The sequence below is a fragment of the Nitratidesulfovibrio termitidis HI1 genome (assembly GCF_000504305.1).
Classification (GTDB): Bacteria; Desulfobacterota; Desulfovibrionia; order Desulfovibrionales; family Desulfovibrionaceae; genus Cupidesulfovibrio; species Cupidesulfovibrio termitidis.
This window is the reverse complement of record NZ_KI632512.1, coordinates 2,250,350-2,273,585: the sequence shown is the minus strand read 5'-3', so window position 1 is coordinate 2,273,585 and position 23,236 is coordinate 2,250,350. Positions and strand designations below refer to the sequence as shown.

16 protein-coding genes and 1 CRISPR repeat array are annotated in these 23,236 nt (G+C 65.1%); of the genes, 5 read left to right on the top strand and 11 right to left on the bottom strand.

Going from position 1 to position 23,236, the window contains the following annotated elements; all coding sequences use genetic code 11:
- Positions 1-79 precede the first annotated feature (79 nt).
- Genes cas9 through cas2 form a run of 3 tightly spaced genes read left to right on the top strand, consistent with a single transcriptional unit; the run spans position 80 to position 4,539 of the window.
- On the top strand, positions 80-3,280 hold the full coding sequence (gene cas9 / locus DESTE_RS09305) for a type II CRISPR RNA-guided endonuclease Cas9 (protein ID WP_035067125.1): 3,201 nt from the start codon (positions 80-82) through the stop codon (positions 3,278-3,280).
- Positions 3,273-4,214: a type II CRISPR-associated endonuclease Cas1 gene (cas1, locus tag DESTE_RS09300; RefSeq protein ID WP_051384402.1), complete on the top strand. Its 942-nt coding sequence runs from the start codon at positions 3,273-3,275 to the stop codon at positions 4,212-4,214. Before cas9 ends, cas1 begins: the two co-directional genes overlap by 8 nt.
- The gene (cas2, locus tag DESTE_RS09295; RefSeq protein WP_051384401.1) at positions 4,192-4,539 is read left to right on the top strand and encodes a CRISPR-associated endonuclease Cas2; all 348 of its coding nucleotides are present in this window, start codon (positions 4,192-4,194) and stop codon (positions 4,537-4,539) included. Before cas1 ends, cas2 begins: the two co-directional genes overlap by 23 nt.
- A gap of 50 nt (positions 4,540-4,589) precedes the next feature.
- Positions 4,590-6,534: a CRISPR direct-repeat array (repeat unit 36 nt; unit sequence ACTGTAAACGGGGTCTGATTCAGGTCAAGTCACAAC).
- Between the two features lie 81 nt (positions 6,535-6,615).
- Here cas2 and DESTE_RS09290 read toward each other — a convergent pair.
- The gene (locus tag DESTE_RS09290; RefSeq protein WP_425411690.1) at positions 6,616-9,318 is read right to left on the bottom strand and encodes a bifunctional acetate--CoA ligase family protein/GNAT family N-acetyltransferase; all 2,703 of its coding nucleotides are present in this window, start codon (positions 9,316-9,318) and stop codon (positions 6,616-6,618) included.
- Positions 9,319-9,881: 563 nt separating this feature from the next.
- Here DESTE_RS09290 and acs point away from each other — a divergent pair.
- A complete protein-coding gene (gene acs / locus DESTE_RS09285) occupies positions 9,882-11,885 on the top strand; it encodes an acetate--CoA ligase (protein ID WP_035067123.1) in 2,004 nt (667 codons plus the stop codon).
- 513 nt (positions 11,886-12,398) lie between these two features.
- Here acs and DESTE_RS09280 read toward each other — a convergent pair.
- The 10 genes from DESTE_RS09280 to DESTE_RS09235 all read right to left on the bottom strand — a co-directional run bounded on the left by DESTE_RS09280 (position 12,399) and on the right by DESTE_RS09235 (position 21,656).
- Positions 12,399-13,724, bottom strand: coding sequence for a sensor histidine kinase (locus tag DESTE_RS09280; protein ID WP_035067121.1), 1,326 nt, complete (start codon positions 13,722-13,724; stop codon positions 12,399-12,401).
- Positions 13,725-13,808: 84 nt separating this feature from the next.
- Positions 13,809-14,264, bottom strand: coding sequence for a response regulator (locus DESTE_RS09275; protein WP_012612892.1), 456 nt, complete (start codon positions 14,262-14,264; stop codon positions 13,809-13,811).
- A gap of 233 nt (positions 14,265-14,497) precedes the next feature.
- Positions 14,498-14,788, bottom strand: a complete 291-nt coding sequence (locus DESTE_RS09270; protein WP_035067118.1) for a hypothetical protein — start codon at positions 14,786-14,788, stop codon at positions 14,498-14,500.
- Between the two features lie 125 nt (positions 14,789-14,913).
- On the bottom strand, positions 14,914-15,657 hold the full coding sequence (locus DESTE_RS17205) for a sensor histidine kinase (RefSeq protein WP_051384399.1): 744 nt from the start codon (positions 15,655-15,657) through the stop codon (positions 14,914-14,916).
- Positions 15,658-15,695: 38 nt separating this feature from the next.
- Positions 15,696-16,085, bottom strand: a complete 390-nt coding sequence (locus DESTE_RS09260; RefSeq protein WP_035067116.1) for a response regulator — start codon at positions 16,083-16,085, stop codon at positions 15,696-15,698.
- Between the two features lie 2 nt (positions 16,086-16,087).
- The gene (locus DESTE_RS09255; RefSeq protein WP_035067114.1) at positions 16,088-17,818 is read right to left on the bottom strand and encodes a sensor histidine kinase; all 1,731 of its coding nucleotides are present in this window, start codon (positions 17,816-17,818) and stop codon (positions 16,088-16,090) included.
- Complete coding sequence (locus tag DESTE_RS09250; protein WP_012612887.1) at positions 17,815-18,162, bottom strand: NifB/NifX family molybdenum-iron cluster-binding protein; 348 nt, start codon at positions 18,160-18,162, stop codon at positions 17,815-17,817. The genes DESTE_RS09255 and DESTE_RS09250 overlap by 4 nt, the downstream gene beginning before the upstream one ends.
- A 1-nt stretch (position 18,163) precedes the next feature.
- Positions 18,164-19,771 (bottom strand): sigma-54 interaction domain-containing protein, encoded by a 1,608-nt coding sequence (locus DESTE_RS09245; protein WP_035067111.1) that lies wholly within the window; start codon positions 19,769-19,771, stop codon positions 18,164-18,166.
- 463 nt (positions 19,772-20,234) lie between these two features.
- Positions 20,235-20,654 carry a hypothetical protein gene (locus DESTE_RS09240; RefSeq protein ID WP_035067110.1) on the bottom strand — a complete coding sequence of 140 codons (420 nt, stop codon included), beginning with the start codon at positions 20,652-20,654 and terminating at the stop codon, positions 20,235-20,237.
- Between the two features lie 24 nt (positions 20,655-20,678).
- The gene (locus DESTE_RS09235) at positions 20,679-21,656 is read right to left on the bottom strand and encodes a sulfite exporter TauE/SafE family protein (protein WP_035067108.1); all 978 of its coding nucleotides are present in this window, start codon (positions 21,654-21,656) and stop codon (positions 20,679-20,681) included.
- A gap of 256 nt (positions 21,657-21,912) precedes the next feature.
- Here DESTE_RS09235 and DESTE_RS09230 point away from each other — a divergent pair, with 256 nt between their 5' ends.
- On the top strand, positions 21,913-23,115 hold the full coding sequence (locus tag DESTE_RS09230; protein ID WP_035067106.1) for a sigma-54 interaction domain-containing protein: 1,203 nt from the start codon (positions 21,913-21,915) through the stop codon (positions 23,113-23,115).
- The last annotated feature ends 121 nt before the right edge of the window (positions 23,116-23,236 follow it).

Genomic DNA, 23,236 nt, shown 5'->3' with positions numbered 1-23,236 from the left:
CTTGTTGTGACTTGACAATTGGCTATTATGTGTTTTTTGACGTAGCGTCAACATTCGTAAAGAAAAGGGGCACGACGATATGCAGCAGGTTCCTTACATTCTTGGGCTTGACCTTGGCGCGGCATCCATCGGTTGGGCGTTGCTGGCCGCTGGTAACGACGGCGAACCAGTGGGTGTGCTGCGTTCCGGGGTGCGACTGTTCGAGATGGGGTGCGCGGGCGATATGGACAAATTCCAGCGCGGCAAGGAGGAAAGCCCCAACGCCGCCCGCCGCGCCGCCCGGCAGATGCGCAGGCAGCACCGCCGCAAGGCGCGCCGCCGTCAGCGCATTCTTGTGCTCATGCAGAAGTATGGGCTGCTGCCGCCGGGGAACGTGCGCGACACCAACGCGCGCAATGCCTTTTTCAACACTCTGGATGCCGCACTGCTGGACCAGTGGCTGAATCGCCACGCGGCCTCCTGTTCTCCCGCAGAGGCAGAACGGCTGTCTTGCGACCCGGATTTTCTGCATGTCTTCCCTTATCGGCTGCGCGCGGATGGGCTGACCCGCCCGCTTTCCGCCCATGAATTCGGACGGGCCGTCTACCAGCTTGCCCAGCGGCGGGGCTTTCTCAGCAACCGCCGCACGGAGGCGGAAGAGGACGAGGAACTCGGCAAGGTCAAGACGTCCATCAATGGCCTTCAGGCGGAAATGGATGCCGCCGGGGCGGAGACGCTGGGCCAGTACCTTGCCGGGCTGGCGCCGTCCGTGTCGCGTATCCGGGGGCGTTACACCAGCCGCGACATGCTGACACAGGAATTCGACCTGCTGTGGGAACGCCAGCGCGCCCTGCACCCCGCGCCGTACCCGGCGCATCTGCGCGAGGCTGCCCGCAACGCCCTGTGCGACGCCATTTTCTACCAGCGCCCCCTGAAGGTGCAGGCAAACCTTGTGGGGTTCTGCGAGTTGGAACCCGGCGAACGGCGTGCACCCAAATATGCGGACGAAGCGCAGGAATTCCGCCTGCTCCAGCGGTTGAACGACCTTGTATGGTACGACAAACAGCTTGTGCCGCACAGGCTGGCGGACAACCCGGAACAGTATGCGCGGCTGCGCGATGCCATGCTGCGGGCGGATTCCATGACCTTTCCGGCCATGCGCAAGCTGCTGGGGCTGCCGCAGGACAGCCGGTTCAACCTTGAGGAGGGCGGCGAAAAGAAATTGTTCGGGCACCGGGTGAATGCCCGCATGCACGCGGTGTTCGGAGATGCCTGGGATGATTTTGCTCCGGAAAAGCGCGCGGCGATCCTGCACGACATCATCAGCATGGATGATGCCCGCGCGTTGTGCGGGCGCGGGCGCAGGGCATGGGGGCTGAGCGAGGAAAAGGCCGTACAGTTCGCAAGGCCGCTGCCTGAAAAAGGTTATGCCAGCCACAGCCTGAAGGCGTTGCGTACCCTGTTGCCCGCCATGCGCGCGGGCGAATCGTACGGCACGGTGCGCCCGTGCCTGTACCCGCCCCGCTATGGCGATGCCCCGCAAGACACCTTGCCCCCTGCGCTGGAGGCCATGTCCACGTTGCGCAATCCCGTGGTGCTGCGCTGTCTTACCGAACTGCGCAAGGTGGTCAATGCCATTGTGCGCGAACATGGCAAGCCGGTGGTCATCCGCGTGGAGCTTGCCCGCGACATGAAGCGTTCGCGCAAGGAACGGACTGACTACAGCGCACGGAACAGGAAGCAGGAATCGCAACGAGAAAAAATGGCCGAACGGCTGATGTCGCCGGAAGCAGGCAACGCACGCATCGCCACACCCCGCCGCAACGACGTGGAAAAACTGCTGCTGGCCGAAGAATGCGGCTGGCAGTGCCCGTACACGGGGCGCATGATCGGGTGGAATGACCTGTTCGGCCCGCATCCGCAGTTCGATGTGGAACACATTCTGCCGTACAGCCGCTGTTTCGATGACAGTTTCCTGAACAAAACCCTGTGCCATGCTCCGGAAAACCGCGCCCACAAGCGCGGGCGCACTCCGCACGAAGCCTATGCGGCAGACCCGGAACGCATGGACGCCATCTTGCGGCGGGTGGAGGCCTTCCAGGGCGATGCCGCCACGTGCCGGGCCAAGCTGGCCCGGTTCCGCGCGCCCACCATGCAGGAGTGGAAAGACTTCGCCGACCGCCAGTTGAACGACACCCGCCATGCCTCGGTTCTGGCCTGCAAGTATCTGGGCCTGCTCTACGGGCCGCAGTCCAACCGTTACGTACAGGCCAGCCGTGGAGGAATTACCGCCATGCTGCGCGGCCTGTGGGGCCTCAACAGGCTGCTGGGAGACGGCGGCAAGAATCGCGGCGACCATCGCCACCATGCGGTGGACGCCATAGCCGTGGCCGCGACGAGCCGGGGCATGGTGCAGGCGTTGCAGCGCGCCGCCGCGCAGGCGGAGTCGGGCCGGGTGAATCGGCTTGTGCCGCGCGACATGGTGCCGCTGCCGTTCGAGGGGTTCATGGAGCAGGCGGACAATGTGGTGCTGTCCATTTTGCCGTCGCACCGGGTGTCGCGCCGGGTGCGGGGTGCGTTGCACAACGAGACCATTTACGCCCGCCGCGAACTGCCGGACGGCGCGGTGGGCTATGCCGTGCGCAAGCGGCTGGATGACGTGGGCAAGGGCAAACCTGTGGGGCAGGATGCTGCCAACACCTTTACCGCCAAGTTGCTGGACCCTGGCCTTGCCCCCAGTGTGGCCCTGCTGCTGACGGGCAGCGTGCCCCGGCGCGATGATGACGGCAGTCCGCCGCCCGTTCGTTCCGTACGGGTGCTCCAGACGGGCACCCCGGTGTCCGTGGGCAAAGACGGCAGGCTGTGCCAGACGGCCAGTAACCACCACGCCCCGGTGTACGCCGTGCCGGGCAAGAAGGGTGAGGAATGGGTATGCCCCGGTGTGGTCAGCCTGCTGGAGGCCATGCAGCGCAAGGAGGCATGGAAGAAAAGTGAGGGGGGGCCGGTAGTGGACCGGCAGGGACCGGAGGGCGCGCGCTTCCTGTTCACGCTGAGTTCGGGCGAATGCATCCGGGTGCGCGTGGACGGGCGGGACGAGTACCTGCGGGTGCGTTCCGTGTACATGGAGCAAGGGGTTTTGAAGGTGGAAGCGGTACGTCTTCAAGACGCGCGACCGAAAAAAGAAATCGGCAAAAAGAGAGAAGGCGGTTTCTTTAAACTCAGTTTGAAGCAATTGCAGCAAGGCGACTGCGAGAAGGTGGTTATCACCCCCTTGGGCACAGTGGTGCCCTGCCGTGATTGACCGCATTCTGGACATCGCGGCCACACCGGCCCGGCTATCGGTGAGCAATTCCCTGCTGGTGGTGGAGGTGGGCAACAGCAAGGAAACGGTACCCCTGCACAATCTGGGGGCGGTGGTGGTCTCCTGCCCCGGCGTCACCTACACTCAGGCGGTGTTGGCAGGGTTGGCCGGTGCCGGGGTGCCGTTCATCTGCTGCGACGCCAGGCATCAACCCGTGGGCATGCTGCTGCCGCTGACGGACAACAGCGTGCAGGCAGAGCGGTTTCGACGGCAAGCGGACCTGAACCTGCCCACGCGCAAGCGGCTGTGGCAGCAACTGGTGCGGGCCAAGGTGTTGGCGCAGGCCGCCGCCGTGCGGCGGTTGGGGGGCGACGGGACGCGGCTGGCCGCGTTGGCGGGGCGGGTGCGTTCCGGCGACCCCGACAACGTAGAGGCGCAGGCCGCCCGATTGTACTGGCCGCTGTGTTTCGGTTCAGACTTCACGCGAGACAGGGATTCGGGCGGCGTGAATGCCCGGCTCAATTATGGTTATGCCATATTGCGGGCTATGGTGGGGCGTGCCGTGTGCGGGGCGGGACTGCATCCGTCCTTGGGGCTGCACCACCACAACCGCTATGATGCGTTCTGCCTTGCCAGTGACATGATGGAACCGTTTCGCCCGCTGGTGGATACGGTGGTGGCGGGCATGGAGCCATGCGGACCGGGAGCGGAACTGGACGGGGCAGCCAAACGCGCCCTGCTGGAGGGCGTATGCGGCAGGTTCGCGGTGGAAGAAGAGGCCCGTACCTTGTGGGATATCGTCACGCGGGCCTGTTCATCGTTGGCGGGCGTGGTGGGCGGCGCACGGCGCGGGCTGTGGCTGCCCCCGGTGGAGCCGCTGTGCGGTTGCGGGCCGCAGATGGACGGCCTGGATGATGACGGCGACGCCGCGTGATTTTTCGGGGTACCGCATCATGTGGTGCATAGCCCTGTTTGACTTGCCGGTGATGACGGCAGAAGAACGCAAGCGGGCCAACAGGTTCCGCAAGATATTGATGGGGGCCGGGTTCACCCGGTTGCAGCTTTCCGTCTATGCCCAGCCGTTTCCCGATGAACGCCGCAGCGAACGGGCCGTACGGATCATCAAGTCCGAACTGCCGCCCGATGGCGAGGTGCGCTTGATGTTCCTGACCGACAAGCAGTTTGCGCGCATGCAGGTGTTTTTGGGAAAAAAGGCCAAACCCGTGGAAAAAGCGCCCGAACAACTCTGGCTTTTGTAGGGATTTGAACGGAATTTTTGGAGTGTTGAAGGCCGCTTGCGCGGCCTTCAACTGTAAACGGGGTCTGATTCAGGTCAAGTCACAACCGCTGCAAGCCGAGCGCGCGGGGCTGGAACTGTAAACGGGGTCTGATTCAGGTCAAGTCACAACTACCAGTTGTTCATGTCCGATTCGCCGGTGACTGTAAACGGGGTCTGATTCAGGTCAAGTCACAACCCAGGACCGGCAGCGGCGAGACGGCGGGGAACTGTAAACGGGGTCTGATTCAGGTCAAGTCACAACTAGAAGGCGTGGAGCGTGTTCACACCCACGACTGTAAACGGGGTCTGATTCAGGTCAAGTCACAACCTACGTATGATGCTTGAGTCCATGTGTCATACTGTAAACGGGGTCTGATTCAGGTCAAGTCACAACCCCAAAGGGCTTCGAGCCGCCGCTGCCGATACTGTAAACGGGGTCTGATTCAGGTCAAGTCACAACGCGGGGGCACAGGCACGGACACGTACCCGGACTGTAAACGGGGTCTGATTCAGGTCAAGTCACAACTCTATGCCGACGGGGCGGTGTTCGCCCCGCACTGTAAACGGGGTCTGATTCAGGTCAAGTCACAACCACGAGTGCTACGAGGTGATGGTGGCCGCGACTGTAAACGGGGTCTGATTCAGGTCAAGTCACAACCTGCTTGGCGGACGGTGAGATGGCTCTATCACTGTAAACGGGGTCTGATTCAGGTCAAGTCACAACGCATCCGCTACCTGTTGGGCGACGTGGAAGACTGTAAACGGGGTCTGATTCAGGTCAAGTCACAACGACCCGGAAGGTGAATGGCATCACCGTGGAACTGTAAACGGGGTCTGATTCAGGTCAAGTCACAACCCGCCAGCACGTCAGCCGCGAGGTACGGGCACTGTAAACGGGGTCTGATTCAGGTCAAGTCACAACTCATTTCCCTCGCGTGCGTGGGCTGCGGCCACTGTAAACGGGGTCTGATTCAGGTCAAGTCACAACCGCTACACGGTGCGCCAGCTGGCTGACAAGACTGTAAACGGGGTCTGATTCAGGTCAAGTCACAACGCAGACCACTGGAGGGATACTGTGTGCCGTACTGTAAACGGGGTCTGATTCAGGTCAAGTCACAACGCGTCACGGCGGCGGTACTGGACAGCGGCAACTGTAAACGGGGTCTGATTCAGGTCAAGTCACAACGTACGACCAGGGGGATATAGTCCAGGTCAAACTGTAAACGGGGTCTGATTCAGGTCAAGTCACAACGGTCCAGCTGCTGGGCGGCGTACAGGGACTGTAAACGGGGTCTGATTCAGGTCAAGTCACAACCTCGTAAAACTCATGAGCACGGGGCGTCTGACTGTAAACGGGGTCTGATTCAGGTCAAGTCACAACAAGTTGGGCGCTATGCCGGTGCGGATGGCCACTGTAAACGGGGTCTGATTCAGGTCAAGTCACAACAAGCCGGGGATGCGATGTGGCCGACGCCGAACTGTAAACGGGGTCTGATTCAGGTCAAGTCACAACGGGGCAACCTGGCACCAGCCTTCGCGATCGACTGTAAACGGGGTCTGATTCAGGTCAAGTCACAACAGATTTTCACACCCGTTGCTCGTGCAGCAAACTGTAAACGGGGTCTGATTCAGGTCAAGTCACAACAAGCCGGGGATGCGATGTGGCCGACGCCGAACTGTAAACGGGGTCTGATTCAGGTCAAGTCACAACGGGGCAACCTGGCACCAGCCTTCGCGATCGACTGTAAACGGGGTCTGATTCAGGTCAAGTCACAACAGATTTTCACACCCGTTGCTCGTGCAGCAAACTGTAAACGGGGTCTGATTCAGGTCAAGTCACAACGCCACGGACAACCGGCCGCTGACGGTGTGGACTGTAAACGGGGTCTGATTCAGGTCAAGTCACAACTCAGCCTGTTCACGGACGCCCGGGCCGGGGACTGTAAACGGGGTCTGATTCAGGTCAAGTCACAACTGACTGTCCTGTGTAATGGTCGAGTCTATCACTGTTAACGAAGTTTGATTCAGAGCAACATCACTGTGTTGCAAACCACCATTAATGTCCTTCCCCCTTCCCATCCTCCAACGGCAAGTCTAGCTGCCAGATGTCCTCGTCGTAGTCCTTGCTGACGATGAAGCCGACCGACCGTGCCAGTTCGGCCATGGACTTGTTGTCACCAAGGGCCGCACCCACAATGCGCTTGGTGCCGCGCGCCTTGCAGTAGCGGATGATCTTCTGCATCAGCAGCTTGCCCAGACCCTGCCGCTTCAGGTCGGACCGAACGGCCACGGCGAATTCCGCCTCGCTGTTGTCGGTGCTGACCATGGCCCGCACCACGCCCAGCGTGCGCACCACCCCTTCGTTATCCGGCCCCTTGGCGATAAAGGCCATTTCGCGGTCGTAGTCGATCTGGGTCAGCTTCACCATTTCGGCGCGGGGCAGCTTGGCCACGTTGCCGAAAAAGCGGAACCGCTTGTCCTCGGCGGACAGGCTTTCCACAAATTCCCAGTGCTCCGGCTCGTCTTCCGGGCGGATGGGCAGAAGGTCCACGTGCCGCCCGTCGCGCAGGGTCACGCATTCCTCAAGCTCACGCGGGTAGGGGCGGATGGCCAGCTGGTCCGTGCCGGTGGTGGTGGACCAGGCAATGCGCATGTGCGCATCCAGCGCCACCACGCCGTCGGCATCCACGAACAGCGGGTCAATTTCCAGCTCGAATATTTCGGGTATGTCGATGATCAGCTGCGACACCTTGCACAGCAGCAGGCGCACGGCGTCCAGATTCACGCGGTCCTTGTGACCGTTGCCGCGCAGCAGGCGGTACACCCGCGTGCGCGATACCAGTTCCTGCGCAAGGCCCATGTTCAGCGGCGGCAGGGCGGTCTGGCGGTCGGCCAGCACCTCTGCCATGGACCCACCCTGCCCGAAGCGGATGATGGGGCCGAAAACAGGGTCGGTGGCGGTTTCCACGGCCAGTTCGTGCGCCCCGGCCAACCGGCACATGCGCTGCACGGCATAGCCTTCCATGCGCGCGCCGGGCACCTGGTCGCACACGTTGTTGGCGGTGGACAGGGCGGCGTCCATCACCTCTTCGTCGCTGGACAGGTTAAGGGCAACGCCCCCAGCCAGCGACGTGCGCGGCACGTCGGGCGATTCCACCTTCAGCGCCACGGGGTAGCCTATCTGTGCTGCTGCGGCCACGGCCTCGCGCGGGGTCTTCACGTGGCGCGTCTCGGCCACGGGTATGCCATAGGCGGTGAGCACGGCGTGGGCCTCTGCCGGGGTCAGCAGCATGCGCTTGGCCTCCAGCGCATCGTTTACCACCATGCGCGCCGCCGTCACGTCGGGGTTGAAGGCCTCCGGCAGCGAGGGCGGCGTTTCCATCAGGGTGTCCTGGTTGCGCCGGTACTCCACCATGTTCAGGAAGGCCCGCACCGCGTTGTCCGGGGTGAAGTGGCTGGGCACCCCGGCGGCGGCAAACTTGCGGCGCGCCCCGGCGGCGTCGTCTATGCCCAGCCAGCTTGTCAGCACCGGCTTGCGGCTGCGCCGCGCCACCTCGATAACCGCGCCCGCCACGTCGTCGCTGGGTATGGAAAAGGTGGGCACGTGCATCACCAGCACGGCGTCCACGCCCCGGTCATCCAGCAATATCTGCAACGCCTTGGCGTACATGGCCCCATCGGCGGAACTGCGCACGATAAGCGGGTTCCAGTACGACCAGTCGCGCCCCAACTGGTTGTCCAGCGCCTGGCAGGTTTCGTCGGAAAGTTCGGCCAGCTTGCCGCGCCCCTGCAACAGGGCGTCGGTGGCCAGAAAGCCGGGGCTGCCGCCGTTGGTCAGGATGGCCAGCCGGTCGCCCTTCAGCGGCTTGGCAAGGGCCAGCGTTTCCACCGTGTCGAACATGGCGTCGATGTCGGCCACCCGCAGCATGCCCGCCCGGCGGAAGGCGGCGTCGTACACCTCGTCCGCGCCCAGCAGCATGCCGGAATGCGCGGCCGCTGCCGTGGCCGCCGCCTCCGACCGGCCCGCCTTGATCACCAGCACCGGCTTGTTGCGGGCCAGCGCGCGCGCGGCGGACATGAACCGCCGGGCACTGTCGATGGTCTCTATATACAGCAGCACGGCGCGGGTGTTCACGTCGCTGTTCAGGTAGTCCAGCACGTCGTGAAAGTGCACGTCGTAGCGGTCGCCCAGGGCGATGAAGTGCGAAAAGCCGATGCCCTTGGACGTGGCCCAGTCCAGAACGGACGTGAACAGCGAATCGGACTGCGAAAGAAAGGCCACCTTGCCGGGCAGCGCTTCTCGCGGGGCAAGGCTGGCGTTCACCCCCACCGACGGCGTGATGAACCCCAGGCAGTTCGGCCCCAGCACCCGCACGCCCCAGCGCCGTGCGGCCTGCAGCAGGGCGGCCTTCTGCACTTCGCGCCGTTCACGGTCGAACCGGAAGAACCCCCGGCTCATGATCACGGCGGCGCGGGTGCCGCGCTTGCCAAGCTCTTCTATGTAGCCGGGAATGGTCTCGGGCGGGGAACAGATGATGGCAAGGTCCGGCGTCAGCGGCAGGGTGTCGATGTCGGTGTGGCCGGGCATGCCCGCCACGGCCTCGCCCGTTTCGTTCACCGGCAGCACCGGCCCCAGAAAGGTGCCGGACATCAGGTTGTCCATGATGACGCAACCCGGCTCGCCCGGCGTGGCCGTGGCTCCGATGACGGTCACGGAAGTGGGCTTGAACATCTGTTCCAGGGTCGAATGCGTGGACACCGTGCGAACCCCCTTCCGTCGAGCCGCCGCGTGCGGGCAGGTGCGGGCGCGCCGGGCGGTTGCCCGGCGTCGTGCGGTGCGCGGTTGCGGCGGCCACGGGGGTGGTCTGCGCGGCGGGGGATGGCGCGGGCGGGGCGCATGCTGTTGCCCCGGCGTGCCGTCCCCGTCCGGTGACGGGCCGTCTTGCGCCGTTCATGGGGCGCACCATTCAGGGCATTCTTTCCGTCCACCGGCAAAAAGTCAATTTCACCGGCGCGGGATGACCGTTCACCGAAAAGGGGGTGGCGCACGGCTTCGCATGTTGACGGTGCGTCGCTAAACAAAGGTTGCAGGGACTGTTGCCGGATTGTCCTTTTGCCCGTTGGCTACGTCAAACGCGGTCTGCCACATCGGTCGAATACGGGAAGAGTATGCTCCCTCATGGCAGACCCGTTTTCCTTGCCAACGAACAAAAATCCTTATCCGGAAACAGCCCCTGGGCCACGCCCCGCCGCGACACGGGCCGGGCCACGCGAAAAGGCCGGAAACACCGGCGTACCGCCAAACGAACGGGAGGCAACGGCATGAGCCAGAACAAGTCCGACAAGATCGAAAGCATGATGGACGAAAAGCGCCACTTCGCGCCGCCCGCCGCGCCTTCCGGAGACCGCCGCCGCCCCCACGTGAACGGCATGGACGAGTACCTTGCCCACCGCGACCGCGCCGACAAGGACCCCGAAGGCTTCTGGGGCGACCGGGCAAAGCAGCTGCTGGACTGGTTCACCCCGTGGGACAAGGTGCTGGACGCGGACATGAACGAGCCGCGCATCGAATGGTTCAAGGGCGCCACGCTGAACGTGGCGTACAACTGCCTGGACCGTCATCTGATCAACGGTCGCCGCAACAAGGCCGCCATCATCTGGCAGGGCGAGCCGGAAGACGACGTGCGCGTGCTGACCTACCAGATGCTCTACGACGAGGTGTGCCGCTTCGCTTTCGTGTTGCTGGGCCTGGGCGTGCAGAAGGGCGACCGCGTTGCGCTGTACATGCCCATGATTCCCGAACTGGCCGTGGCCATGCTGGCCTGCGCGCGCATCGGGGCGGTGCATTCCATAGTTTTTGCCGGGTTCTCGGCGGTAAGCCTGCAGAACCGCATTCACGACTGCGAGGCCAAGGTGGTGGTCACGGCAGACGCCGTGCTGCGCGCCGGGCGGTCCATCCCGCTCAAGGTCAACGTGGACGAGGCCCTGAAGGACTGCCCCAGCGTGGAAAAGGTGGTGGTGGTCGATCGCGCGCACTCGGGCTGCGCCATGCGCGAAGGCCGGGACATGTGGTGGCACGAGGCCATGGCCGACCGTACCCTTGATGCCACCTGTCCCTGCGCCAAGATGGACAGCGAGGACATGCTGTTCATCCTGTACACCAGCGGTTCCACCGGCAAGCCCAAGGGCGTGGTGCACACCACCGGCGGCTACCTTACCTACGCGGCCCACACCACCCAGTGGGTGTTCGACCTGCATGACGACGATGTGTACTGGTGCACCGCCGACATCGGCTGGATTACCGGGCACAGCTACATCGTGTACGGCCCGCTGGCCCTTGGCGGCACCACGCTGATGTTCGAGGGCGTGCCCTCGTGGCCGGGGCCGGACCGGTTCTGGCACATCGTGGAAAAGTTCCGGGTCAACATTTTCTACACCGCGCCCACGGTCATCCGCGCCCTGATGCGCGAAGGCGCGCACTGGACGCAGAAGCACGACCTGTCGTCGCTGCGCATCCTCGGCTCGGTGGGCGAACCCATCAACCCCGAAGCGTGGATGTGGTACCACGAGCACATCGGCCACAGCCGCCTGCCCATCGTGGACACCTGGTGGCAGACCGAGACCGGCGGCATCATGATTTCCGCGCTGCCCTACGCCACCACGCTGAAGCCCGGCTCCGCCACCATGCACCTGCCCGGCATCGACGCGGCGGTGGTGAAGCCCGACGGCACCCCCTGCGGCCCCAACGAGGGCGGGCATCTGGTGGTGCGCAAGCCGTGGCCCGGCATGCTGCGCGGGGTGTTCGGTTCGCCAGAGCGGTACAAGTCCACCTACTTCGAGCGCTTCCCCGGCATGTACGAATCGGGCGACGGCGCCCGCACCGACGAGGAAGGCTACACCTGGGTCATGGGGCGGCTGGACGACGTGATCAACGTTTCCGGGCACCGCATGGGCACGGCGGAAGTGGAATCGGCCCTGGTGGCGCACCCGGCCGTGGCCGAGGCCGCCGTGGTGGGCATGCCCCACGCCATCAAGGGCGAGGCCATCTACGCCTATGTCACCCTGTCGGCGGACGCCGAAGAAACCGAAGAACTGCGCGCGGCCCTGCGCACCTGGGTGCGCAAGGAAATCGGCCCCATCGCCACGCCGGAGGTCATCCAGTTCGCCGAAGGGCTGCCCAAGACCCGCAGCGGCAAGATCATGCGGCGCATCCTGCGCAAGATCGCCTCCGGCGCGGGTTCCGACTTTGGCGACACCTCTACCCTGGCCGACCCGGGGGTGGTGCAGGATCTCATCGAGGGGCGGGTGCAGCTTACCGGTCATTAGGGGCAGTTTCTAAATTGTCCTTTCACCCGTTGGCGTCGTCAAACTTCGCCTGCCATATCGGTCGAATACGAGAAGAGTATGCTCCCTCATGGCAGGCTTGTTTTCCTCGCCAACGAGCGAAAATCCTAATTTAGAAACAGCCCCGAATCGCGAGCGCGCCGTGTGTTGCCCGCGAAAGAAATGAAAGGCCAAGAATGACGCCGGAAAGTTACAGTTCATCATAGCAAGGTGGAGCGCCCCGTTTGGCGGCGGGACGCTCCATCCGCCGGCAACCACACCCGCGCCGGACGTGCGGCGATGTCCGGCGCGGGTGGCCGGCCACAACGGGAGGCGCGGTTTTCATCGCGCCCCCTGAATGTTCTCTCCCCCTTCCCGCAAAAGGAGGCGGACCGGCTTGACCGGTCCGCCTCCGACGTTTGTGGGGGATGCGTTTGGGGGAAGAGTCTGGTGAAGTTTCTGGGGACGCGTTTGGGGGACGCGTCAGGGGGGGCGGCGCAGGGCCGCCGGGCGGGGCTAGCCCTTGCAAGTGGAGGCGGGCGCCTCGTCAGGCGTTTCCGACAGGGACTGGGGCAGGGGCAGGCGCAGGGTCACCGTGGTGTCGCCGGGCTGGCTGTCGATGTCGATGAACCCGCCAAGCGAGGTGATGACGCCCACGGCCACGGACAGGCCAAGGCCCATGCCGCGCCCCACGGGGCGGGTGGAAAAGAAGGGTTCGAACACGTAGGGCAGCACTTCGGACGGGATGCCGTGCCCCGTGTCGCGGAAGGCGATGCACATCTCGCCGCCCGGTGCAGGGGATGTGCCCGGAGCAGGGGGGGAGCCAGCAGAGGGGGATGCGCCGGGTGAGAGAGGTGTGGAGGACGCGCCAGCAGAGAAGGACGGACCAGATGAGGGAGACGCGCCGGATGAGGCGCGCGCGGGCGCGGCGTTTTCCGGCGGCGGGGAACCCCCGGCAGTCGGAAACTCCACCCGCACGGTGACGGCAAGCCTGCGTTCCGTCACCGTGGACTGGGCGTATTCCACGGCATCCAGCGCGTTTTCGGCCACGTGCACGAACACCTGGCGCAATTCCACGGGCGGGGCCACCAGCAGGGGCGTGTCCGGCGGCACATCCAGGTGCACCGCCACGCCAAGGTCGGCGGCGCGGTCTGCCAGCAGGCGCAGGGCCTCGCCCAGCAGGTCGGCCACGCGCACCGGGCCGGGGCGCGGGTCCAGCCCCTTGCCGAAGAACAGCAGCTTGCGGGTTATCTCGCGCACGCGGCGGCTCTGGGCCTTGATCTTGACCACCGAGCGGCGCATTTCCGCCGCGTGCGGGCTGGATGCAAGGTCCGGCTCGTCCAGCAGGTCCTCTATCCAGCCCGCCGCGTTGGTCATGATGTTCACGGGGTTGTTGATCTCGTGCGCCACGCCTTCGGCCAGTCGCCCGATGGAGGCCAGCTTGCCCGCCTCGATCATGCGGGCGTTTTCTTCCTGGCGCAGCTTGCGCTCGTGGGCGGAGCGCAGTTCGCGCACCAGATCATCGATGTTGGCAGGCTTCAGCAGGTAGTTGAACGCCCCGTGACGCATGCCCTCCACGGCGTTGCGCACGTCGGACGAGCCGGTCAGCATCAGCGCCTCGACCAGCGGCAGGCGCGCCTTCATGCGCCGCAACAGGTCGATGCCGCTGGCGCCGGGCAGGCACACGTCCAGCACGGCCACGTCGAATTCCTCTCCGGCGTCCAGCAACGCCAGGGCGGATTCGGCGTCATAGGCGGTGCGCACGGCAATGCCGCGCGCACGCAACCGTTCGGCCAGCAGTTCGGCGAATGCCGTCTCGTCATCCACGAGCAGGGCGCGCATCATGCTTCCCTCGGATATCCCCGGAATGGGCATCGCGGCGGATGCCCCGGCCCCGGAGACCCCCAGGCGGGCGCGGCCCGCCCGCTATTTCTTGTCTTCGTCCAGGATCTTGCGGGCGTTGTCGAAATCGCCTGCCTGCGCGAAGGTGGCGGCCACCATGGCGTCCTCGACCTTTTCGCGGAAGGCGCGGCGGATGTCGCGCACCAGAATGTCGATGTCCACGGGCTTCTTGTGGTACTCGAAAGCGCCCAGACGGCGGGCTTCTTCCTCGTCCTTTTCGGTGCCGTGGCCGGTCAGCACGATGACCTGCACCTGCGGATAGGCCTTCTTGACGCGGCGCAGCACTTCCATGCCGTCGATGCCGGGCATGCGCAGGTCAAGGACCATGACGTCGGGCACCTCACCGGCGGACACCATCTGCAGGGCTTCTTCACCGTTCAGGGCAACGGTGGCCCCGGCGTCGCGCATGGACATGCGCTCGGCCAGCGTGCGGACGAAATTCTCCTCGTCGTCCACCAGCAATACCTTGATACCCTTCATGACTGCTCTCCTTCGGGTTCGGGTGAAACTCGGTCCGCGAACCCGCGCGGCGGTGGCGAATCCGCCGCGCGGGGCACTTGCTGTATTCCGGAGCTGTTTCTGAATGAGGATTTTCGTTCGTTGGCAAGGAAAACAAGGCTGCCATGAGGGAGTATACTCTTATCGTATTTGACCAAAATGGCAGACGATGTTTGACGAAGCCAACGGGCGAAAAGACAATTCGGAAGCAGCTCCTAGATGGGCACGACGCCGTAGCACACGGCCACGTCGCCAAGCCCCACGTTATCCAGGAAGCTGTTGTGGATGACCCGGCGCGCGGGGCGCACGCATCCCATCATCTCCATGGCCACGTCGTGGCAGTCGGCCTCGGCGAAGGCCACGGCCGCAAAGACATCCTCAAGCCGCCCGGCGCATGCGGCAGCGGGGGTTACACCCGCCATGCGCATGGCCTCGCCGTGGTCCGCCGCATCGGCGAAGGCCACGGCCGCGAAGCAGCGTTCCAGCGTTTCACGAAGTGTTGCCATACGTTCCTCCGTTGTGCCGTGGCGGCAGGATGTTGCCGCCGCGTGGGACAAGTGTTTCAGGAGAGCAGTTGGCTATATCGTAGCTGAAACCGTTGCAACACGAAAGCGGAAAATATGGCGTCGCATCAGGCGGTGCATTTGGGACAGGGCAGAAAGAAGCGCAGTTGCGCGCCTTCCGCCTGCCGCACATCCACTCCGTACGCCTGCATGCAGCGCGCTGTATCGGCACTGACCGTGGAAAGTTCCAGGGATCCGGAACCGGCCTGTGCGCCGGGCGGGGTGAAGTCCATCTCCACGCCGGGCACCCCGTTGTGCAGTGCCGCGCGCAGCACCAGCATTCCGCCGGTGGCGGGACGGGCATTCCGGGCGGTGTCCTGTTCCGTTCCCTCGCCCAGACAGCAGCGCACCGCACGCAGCAGGCTGGTGCGCAAGGCCAGGCCCTGGGCGCTTACGCGCACTGCCGGGCCGTCACCCCCCTGTTGCGCAAGGACAAGTTCCACCCCGCGCATGGCGCAACCGCGCCGGGCCAGGGCCACGAATTCCTCCAGCACCGCGCCAAGGTCGCGGGCGGCCTCGCCGTCCTCTTCCCAGGCGTGGGCCAGGCGGTTCAGGTTCCACGCAAGGTCGCCCCCGCGCGCCACCTGTTCCTGAATCAGCGAAAGCATGGTGCACAGCCGGTCGCGGTGGGGCAGCCCTTCGCCGCACAGGGACACGAGATCCTGCATCAGCCCGGCGGATTCGCGGATCACCGCCAGGGCGTTCTGCAATTCGTGCGTGGCCGATGCGGCAAGACAACCCACGCATTCGTGGGCGGCGTCATCCCCCGCTGTGGCGGGGGCGGCCAGGTGGATGGTGTCGTCGTGTGCCATGCCGTGTTTCCTGTGCGGTACGTTGTGTGCTGCGGGGCTCAGGCGTTTGCCTGCGCGGCCTGTGCCAGCCTGCCCGCTTCGTGCAGCTTTTCCAGCAGGTCTTCCAGCCGCAGGGGCTTCATCAGGTAGTCGAACGCGCCCAGCTTCATGCCTTCGATGCCGTCGCGCGCGCTGCCGTGCCCGGTCAGCAGAATGACCTGCACGCCGGGGTGCCCGGCCTTGATGCGGCGCAGGGCCTCGGTGCCCTTGATGCCGGGCATCATCAGGTCCAGCACCACCACGTGGGGCGGGTCCGCCTCCACGGCGCGCAGGGCCTGTTCGCCATCGGTGGCGATGCGCGTGACCATGCCGCGCAGCGACAGCCGTTCGGCCAGGGTCGTGACGAATTCCTCCTCGTCATCCACGAGCAGAACCTTCAGTTCCTGCATGCTTAGCTCCCGAGGGTGGCGGTTGGCGCGGCTTTGACGGGCAGGAAGATGGACACGGTGGTACCCGTGCCCTCCTTGCTCTGCACCGCAATGTCGCCGCCAAGGCGCTTGATGATGCCGTAGGTTATGAACATGCCAAGGCCTGTGCCCGAGGTCTTCTTGGTGGTGAAGAACGGCTCGAAGATGTGGCGAAGCACCTCGTCGGACATGCCCTTGCCGTTGTCCTTGATGGACACGCCCACCGTGTCCGGGTCGCGCAGCCAGGTGGCCAGCGTCACGGATCCGCCGTCCGGCACGGCGGCGAAGGCGTTGTTCAGGATGTTCAGGAACACCTGCTGCAACTGGCCCCGGTCCGACGCGATGCGCGGCATGGCCTGGTCCAGGCTGACCGAGGTGGCAATGGACCGGTGCAGGGCCTCCTGCTCCAGGAAGCTCATGGTTTCCTTGAGCACGTCGTTGACGTCCAACTGCTCGATGTTCACGTCCATGCGGCGCGAAAAGCCCAGCAGGCGGTGGGTGATGGAGCGGCAGCGCTCCACCGAGCGCAGGATGGCGTCCACCAGCGCGCGGAAGCGGTCACGCTCCGGAAAGTCCTTGGCCAGTTCCATGAGGTCGGAGGCAAGGCCTGCCTTTTCATTGATGATGGCCAGCGGGTTGTTGATCTCGTGCGCCACCCCTGCGGCAAGACGTCCGATGGAGGACAGCTTCTGGGTGTGTTCCATCTGCACGAAGGCGGCGATGCGCCGCTCGTCGCTGGCGCGCATGCGCCGCACCAGAAGGTCGGTCAGGCCGAAGGCCACGGACAGGATCAGCGCCACGCTGGTGACGAACAGCAGTATCAGGTCGCTGCGCAGGGTGGTCCACGGCTTGAAGATGTCGGCGCGGGGCTTCACCGCCATCAGCACGAAGTCGGCGTGCTGGAAGTAGGTGTAGGTGATGAACACGTCGCGCCCGGCCGGGTCGGTGGTTTCCAGCGTGGCCGTTTCATAGGTCATGGGCGGCATGGGCAGGGGCAGCTGGTCCAGCACCGCGCCATAGAAGCGCGAGGCGGTCTGGAGCACCCCCGCGGTGTTCACCAGAAAGGCGTCGCTTTCCGGTTCCAGCCCCATGGAGGCGATAAGCCGGTCGAACTGCCCGGTGTCGATGGTGGCGCGCAGCACCCACGAGTGGCCGTCGTCGGTCATGCGCTGCACGGCGATGACGATGTGCGGAAAGCGCCGGAAGCCCATGAACACGTCGCTGACGTACACGCCCTTGACCCGCGTCTGCTGGTACCAGTCGGCGGTGGAGTAGTCCTTGCCCTTCAGGTTGTACGGGCCCACGTAGCTGGCGTGCACGCCGTTTTCGTTGATGAGCCCAAGGTCGATGAAACCGGGAAATTCGCTTTTCACCGCGCGGAAGATGCGGTTCAGGTTGCGTTCGTCGGCCAGTTCCGCCGGGCTGTACACCTGCGAGATGAGGCTGACGGTGGATGCGCGCTCGGCCAGGAACAGCTCGAAGGAATGGCGGGTCTTGTTCACCAGCCCGCGCACCGGGGTGACTATTTCGCGCGTCAGGGTGGCCCGGTACTGGTGGTAGTTGATGACCGACAGAATGAGCAGCGGCACCACGGCGGCGGTGGTCAGCAGCAGGGTGATCTTGCGGCGCAGGGCCTGGTAGCGTTCCGGCGCGATTTCTTCCGGCACGTCCAGCGCGGTGCGGAACAGGCTGCGGAAACGTTCCAGGCGGCTCATGCGTCGCTCCTGTGGAACAGGATGTCGCCGGGGCGCAGCACGTCGGCGCGGAACCGGGCAATGGCCTCGTCCACCGGGCCCATGACGTTGTCGATGACCTCTATGCGCTTCCAGCGCAGGTACTGCCAGAACTCGTCGTCGATGCCGTTGCAGATCACCGCGCGCACCTTTTCTTCCAGCGCGATGCGGCACAGTTCCTCGGACGAGGCATGGGCCAGCAGCACGCTGGAACGGGAAAGCTCGGCGCCGTCGGCGTCCAGGTGCACCAGCAGGGCCTCGCCCGCCAGGTCGAAGCGGGGGGCTACCTCGTCACGGTACAGGGGTATGAGCAGGGTGGCGGGCATATCAGCACATCCCGTACTGTTTCATCTTGCGCCACAGGGTGGAACGGCCCCAGCCCAGAAGTTCCGCGGCTTCGCCCCGGCGGTTGCCGGTGCGTTGCAGGGCGTCGGCGATGAGGCGGCGTTCCAGGTCGCTGACGCTGGCCCGGGCCAGGTGTTCGCCGCCCTCGCCGGAGGCGGCCTGCGCGGCAGACTGCGCTTGGCTGGGGGCGCTGGTGGCATCGAACGCATCTACCGCGCCGGGAATGCCGCGCCCGGCCTTGCGCTCGCGCTCGGCGCGGCGGGCCTCTGCCTTGGCCTGAAAGAGATACGCGGGCAGGTGGGCGGGCATCACCGTTTCACCATGGCACAGGGTGACGGCGTATTCGGCGATGTTGCGCAACTCGCGCACGTTGCCCGGGAAGGGGTAGTCCAGCAGGGTGCGCAGGGCCTTGCCGGAGCAGCCGCGCACGGTCTTTTTCATCCGCGCGGCGAAGTGCCCCATGAAGTGGTTGAGCAGGAATTCGATGTCCTCGCCCCGGTCGCGCAGGGGGGGCAGGTGCAGGCGCACGGCGGACAGGCGGCGGAACAGGTCCTCGCGCAGGCGGCCTTCGGTAACCAGTTGTTCCGGGTCACGGTTGGTGGCCACCACCAGGCGCACGTCGCACGCCACGGGGTCTGTTGCGCCTGCGGGGTAGATGACCCCCTCGTCCAGGAAGGCCAGCAGGCGGCCCTGGATGGACAGGGGCAGGTCGCCGACCTCGGTGAGGTACAGCGTGCCGCCCTGGGCCATGCGGAACCGGCCCGGCTTGTTTTCTTCCGCGCCGGGGAAGGCCCCCTTGCGGTGGCCGAACAGTTCCGATTCGGCCAGGAATTCGGGCAGGGACGACAGGCTGGCCTTCACGAAGGGCTCGCGGGCGCGGGAAGAGGCCTTGTGCACGGCCTCGGCCAGGGTGTCCTTGCCGGTGCCCGTCTCGCCGGTGACCAGCAGGGGACCGTCGTTCTGGGCCATGGCGGGCAGGGCCTGGAACACCCGTTCCATGGCCACGCTGCGTCCCACCAGCGGGCCAAAGGCCTCGCCCCTGGCGGTTTTTTCTTCCAGTTCGCGCACCAGCGTCAGGTCTTCCACGGCGTGCAGCCAGCCCACCACGCGGCCATCGGCATCGCGCAGGGGGGACATGCTCATGCGCACCGGGATGCGGCGGCGGTGACGGTTCAGGATATCGCCTTCCTGGGCCTGCGGAACGGGGGGCAGATCGCCGTCGTCGGCCATGTCGTAATGCGCCCCCGACGCCGTGGCCACGGTGATCCCCGATGCGGTGGTCAGCGGGCGGCGCAGCGGGCAGCGGTGCAGGCAGATGCTGGCGCGCAGGGCATGGCGGCAAGGGATGCCGCGCACTTCCGCCGTGGTGAAGCCGGTCAGGGTTTCCAACGCGCGGTTCATCAGGCGGATGGTGCAGTCGGTGTCCAGCAGGGCCACGCCCACGGGCAGGGCGTCCAGCATGGCGGCAAGGTCCACCGGCAGGGGCGAGATGCCCGATACCTGCGGCGGCGGCGCGCCATGGCGTGCGGGCGACCCGGCGCGGGGCCGGGTGGTGTGCGGGGCTGCTGGGCCTGTGTGCTGTGTGGACACGAAACACCTGTTCCGTCGTTGCGCGTTGTGCCGGTTGCCCTGCGAAACAAGGGGCGGGAAGCGGGAGCGAGCCGCCGTCCGGCGTTCGGGGTTCCCGGCCCGGGGCGCCGCGTCGCGCCCCGGACCGCTGCCCATGGCAGTTCCATGGGCGGCACATTTTTGCAAGCGGCTGTGCCAGCCGCGTTTCAGATTGGAATGCTAGTGGCTGTTTTCAGCGTAGGATTTTCGTTCGTTGGCAAGGAAAACAAGCCTGCCGCGAGGGAGTGCCTCAGCCGTTATGCGAGTCTTCGAGCATTACGGATGCGGACCGCAACGCGCTCTTCTCGTATTTGACCGAAGCGGCAGGCGACGTTTGACCTCTCTGCGCACGATGTCCGTAGGGCTCGCAAGCTCGCCCAACGGCCACGCTTCGCGCCCTTCAGGTCGGACGCCAACGGGCGAAAGGACTACTTGAAAACAGGCACTAGTGGCCGCCAGCGCCGAAGATGCCCGACGCCGCCACGGTGAGCACGATGACCTCAAGCACCGCGATGGCGGCCATCAGCGGTTCCTTCTTCTTGAGAAAGGCGGGGATCAGCGTGAGGTAGCAGATGATGGTCATGCCCGCGAGCAGCACGATGCCGATGAAGTTCAGGAAATCGCCCTGGCCGAGCAGCGCGACCCAGCCCCAGCCGGTGGGCACGTTGCCCTGGGTCAGGTACACGCCCACGCGCTGGCTCCACAGCTGGGTGATGGTATCCAGCGGGATGTGCGGGGGCAGGATGCCCAGTGCATAGATAAGGTAGGTGACCACCATGATGGCCAGCGAACCCCAGCAGCCGTAATAGAGCAGGTTGGCGTAAGTCACCTGTTCCGGAGACGCCTTGACGGACTGATTGGACATGTCTGTTTCCTCCTGTGTGCCGGGCTAGATGCCAAGGCCCTTCAACAGCGCCTTGCCGCCAGAGAACAGCAGCACGCCGATGACCATGTAGCGGATGAACTTGGGCTTGGCCACGGCCAGCAGGCGCACGCCCACGAAAGAACCCAGCATCAGGCCGATGATGGAGGGGATGGCCATCAGCGGGATGACGCAGCCCTGGTTCAGGTACACCCACGCGGCCGAGGTGTCGGTGATGGACAGCAGGAACTTGGAGGTGCCCACGGCCACCTTCAGCGGCACGCCCATGAGCAGGTTGAGCACCGGCACGTTGGCCCACCCGGCGCCAAGGCCGAACATGCCCGCCATGAGGCCGATGATGATGAACAGCAGCAGGCCCGGCAGGGTGCGGTGGGTCTTCCAGTCGATGACTTCGCCGGTGGAGGGTTCGATGAACACGCCATCCATGCCGAGCGCGATGCTGAGGGCGTCCTGCTTCTTCACTTCGGGCCGCACGGTGTTCTTGGACACCAGCAGCAGCACGGCGATGAACAGGATGGTGCCGCCAAGGCAGATCTGCACCACGTTGGTGGGCAGGGCCAGGCCGACCATGGCGCCCACGATGGAGCAGGCCGAGGCGATGAGCGCCACGGGCAAGGCCAGGCGCAGGCTGGCCAGATTGCGCTTCAGCAGGCCGGGACCGGCCGCCAGCGCGCCCGCCAGGGCCACCAGCAGGCCCGCGCCGCGCACGAAGTCGAGGTGGAACGGAAAGAACCCGCTGACCAGCGGCACGAACAGCACGCCGCCGCCCACGCCCGCAAGCACGGCGATGATGCCGAGAATGAAACAGAAGAACAGCAGCGCCGTGGGCCAGAACCACCACGGATGGCCGTCTGCCGGCATGGCTGCGGCGGCAGCGGAGGCCACGTCGCCCCCCGACGCCAGCACGGGAAGGGCCCAGCACAGCACAAGCAGGACCGCAAGGACCGCCGGGCCCCAGAACCTGACTTTGGTAGCGGTGTTCATGTCGGTAATGTCCCCTTTTGAAACATTGAAACATTGAAACATTAATGAAACAACAACTCGCCATCACGGTCCGCAATCCGGGGGGATGTTTGGTCTTCCTGCCCGGCGCTGCGGCGCGCGTTGCGTCCAGTTTGCCAGCAACACACCGAAAATCGGGATGGTGGTCTGGCTGAGCCTGAGATTGTGATAGCTGTAACAAGTTTCGTGCCATCAATGAGCGCTTGCCAAACATAGGGAAAAGGCCTAGTTCACGAACATGGACGGCAGAAATTTTCCGCATACCGGCAACAAATTGCCGAGTGATGGCCAGGATGGTCCTCATTTCGAAACGTTGCAGAACGGAACAGGGTTTCTCCTGTTGTCCGGGGATATGCTGCGCCTGAAACAGCTGGCGGTGCAGGTGGCCTCGTCGGACGCGCCCATCCTGATCCACGGCGAAACGGGCACCGGCAAGGAGCTGTTCGCGCGGCTCATCCACGACATGAGCGTGCGGGCGCGCAAGCCTTTCGTGGCCGTGAACTGCGGCGTGCACGAGGGCGAACTGTTCGCGGACAAGTTCTTCGGGCACGAGCAGGGGGCCTTTACCGGCGCGCACCGCACCAGTCAGGGGTGTTTCGAGCTTGCCGGGGACGGCACGCTGTTTCTGGACGAGGTAGGCGAGATTCCGCCCGCCAACCAGGCGGACTTTCTGCGGGTGCTGGAAGAGCGCAAGTACCGGCGCATCGGCGGGCAGCGGGACATTCCGTTCCAGGCGCGCATCATTGCCGCATCCAACCGCGAATTGCCGGACATGGTGCGCGAAGGGCGGTTCCGGGCGGACCTGTTCTTCCGCCTGAACGTGATCCCGGTGTCGCTGCCGCCGTTGCGGGCGCGGCGCGAGGAAATCGTGCCGCTGGCCCGGCATTTTCTTGCCCACTACGCAGAGAAGTATCACCGGCACGGCATGCGTTTTCGTCCGGAGACCGAGGCGGGGCTGAGCGGCTACCCGTGGCCGGGCAACGTGCGCGAACTGAAGAATCTGGTTGAGCGGTTGGCCCTGCTGGCCCCGGATGGCGACATCGGGCCGGAGCACCTGCCGCTGGAACTGCGGTCAGCCGTGGCGCTGGGGACAACGGGTGTGGGGGGTGTCGGGGGCGTTGGCGGGGCTGGCGGATACGCCGGGGGCGGCGCGACCGATGGCTCGCCTGGCGGAGCGGGGAACGGCAACGGCGTCGGTAATGGGGGGAGCGGGGGCGGCAGCGGTGGCTTGACGGGTGGAGGCCTGGCCATCCATGCCGTGCATCCGGCAGGCATGGGGGAAGACCTCAGCCTGGACGTGGCCCGCCGCGAGGCCGAGGTGCGCGTGATCCTGAAGGCCATGCGCGCCAGCGGCGGCAACAAGGGCGAGGCCGCGCGCCTGCTGGGCGTCAGCCCGCGCACCCTGCGCTACAAGTTCAGCGAGTATGGGTTGAGGTTCTAGGGGAGGCTGATCGGGGCGGGCAGCGTTGCGCCGGTTCCGGTATCCCGTCGGTCGGCAGTCCGGTCGGGCGTCAGGCTTCGGAAATGAGAAAGGGCCGCAACTTTCGTTGCGGCCCTTTATT

What these genes read in the sequence shown, in the direction of transcription:
- acs (WP_035067123.1), top strand. Translation starts at nt 9,882, where the DNA reads ATGAGCCAGAACAAGTCCGACAAGATCGAAAGCATGATGGACGAAAAG.
- cas9 (WP_035067125.1), top strand. Translation starts at nt 80, where the DNA reads ATGCAGCAGGTTCCTTACATTCTTGGGCTTGACCTTGGCGCGGCATCC.
- DESTE_RS09275 (WP_012612892.1), bottom strand. Translation starts at nt 14,264, where the DNA reads ATGAAGGGTATCAAGGTATTGCTGGTGGACGACGAGGAGAATTTCGTC.
- DESTE_RS09280 (WP_035067121.1), bottom strand. Translation starts at nt 13,724, where the DNA reads ATGCGCGCCCTGCTCGTGGATGACGAGACGGCATTCGCCGAACTGCTG.
- DESTE_RS09260 (WP_035067116.1), bottom strand. Translation starts at nt 16,085, where the DNA reads ATGCAGGAACTGAAGGTTCTGCTCGTGGATGACGAGGAGGAATTCGTC.
- DESTE_RS17205 (WP_051384399.1), bottom strand. Translation starts at nt 15,657, where the DNA reads ATGGCACACGACGACACCATCCACCTGGCCGCCCCCGCCACAGCGGGG.
- DESTE_RS09235 (WP_035067108.1), bottom strand. Translation starts at nt 21,656, where the DNA reads ATGAACACCGCTACCAAAGTCAGGTTCTGGGGCCCGGCGGTCCTTGCG.
- DESTE_RS09230 (WP_035067106.1), top strand. Translation starts at nt 21,913, where the DNA reads ATGGACGGCAGAAATTTTCCGCATACCGGCAACAAATTGCCGAGTGAT.
- DESTE_RS09240 (WP_035067110.1), bottom strand. Translation starts at nt 20,654, where the DNA reads ATGTCCAATCAGTCCGTCAAGGCGTCTCCGGAACAGGTGACTTACGCC.
- DESTE_RS09255 (WP_035067114.1), bottom strand. Translation starts at nt 17,818, where the DNA reads ATGAGCCGCCTGGAACGTTTCCGCAGCCTGTTCCGCACCGCGCTGGAC.
- DESTE_RS09270 (WP_035067118.1), bottom strand. Translation starts at nt 14,788, where the DNA reads ATGGCAACACTTCGTGAAACGCTGGAACGCTGCTTCGCGGCCGTGGCC.
- cas2 (WP_051384401.1), top strand. Translation starts at nt 4,192, where the DNA reads ATGATGACGGCGACGCCGCGTGATTTTTCGGGGTACCGCATCATGTGG.
- DESTE_RS09250 (WP_012612887.1), bottom strand. Translation starts at nt 18,162, where the DNA reads ATGCCCGCCACCCTGCTCATACCCCTGTACCGTGACGAGGTAGCCCCC.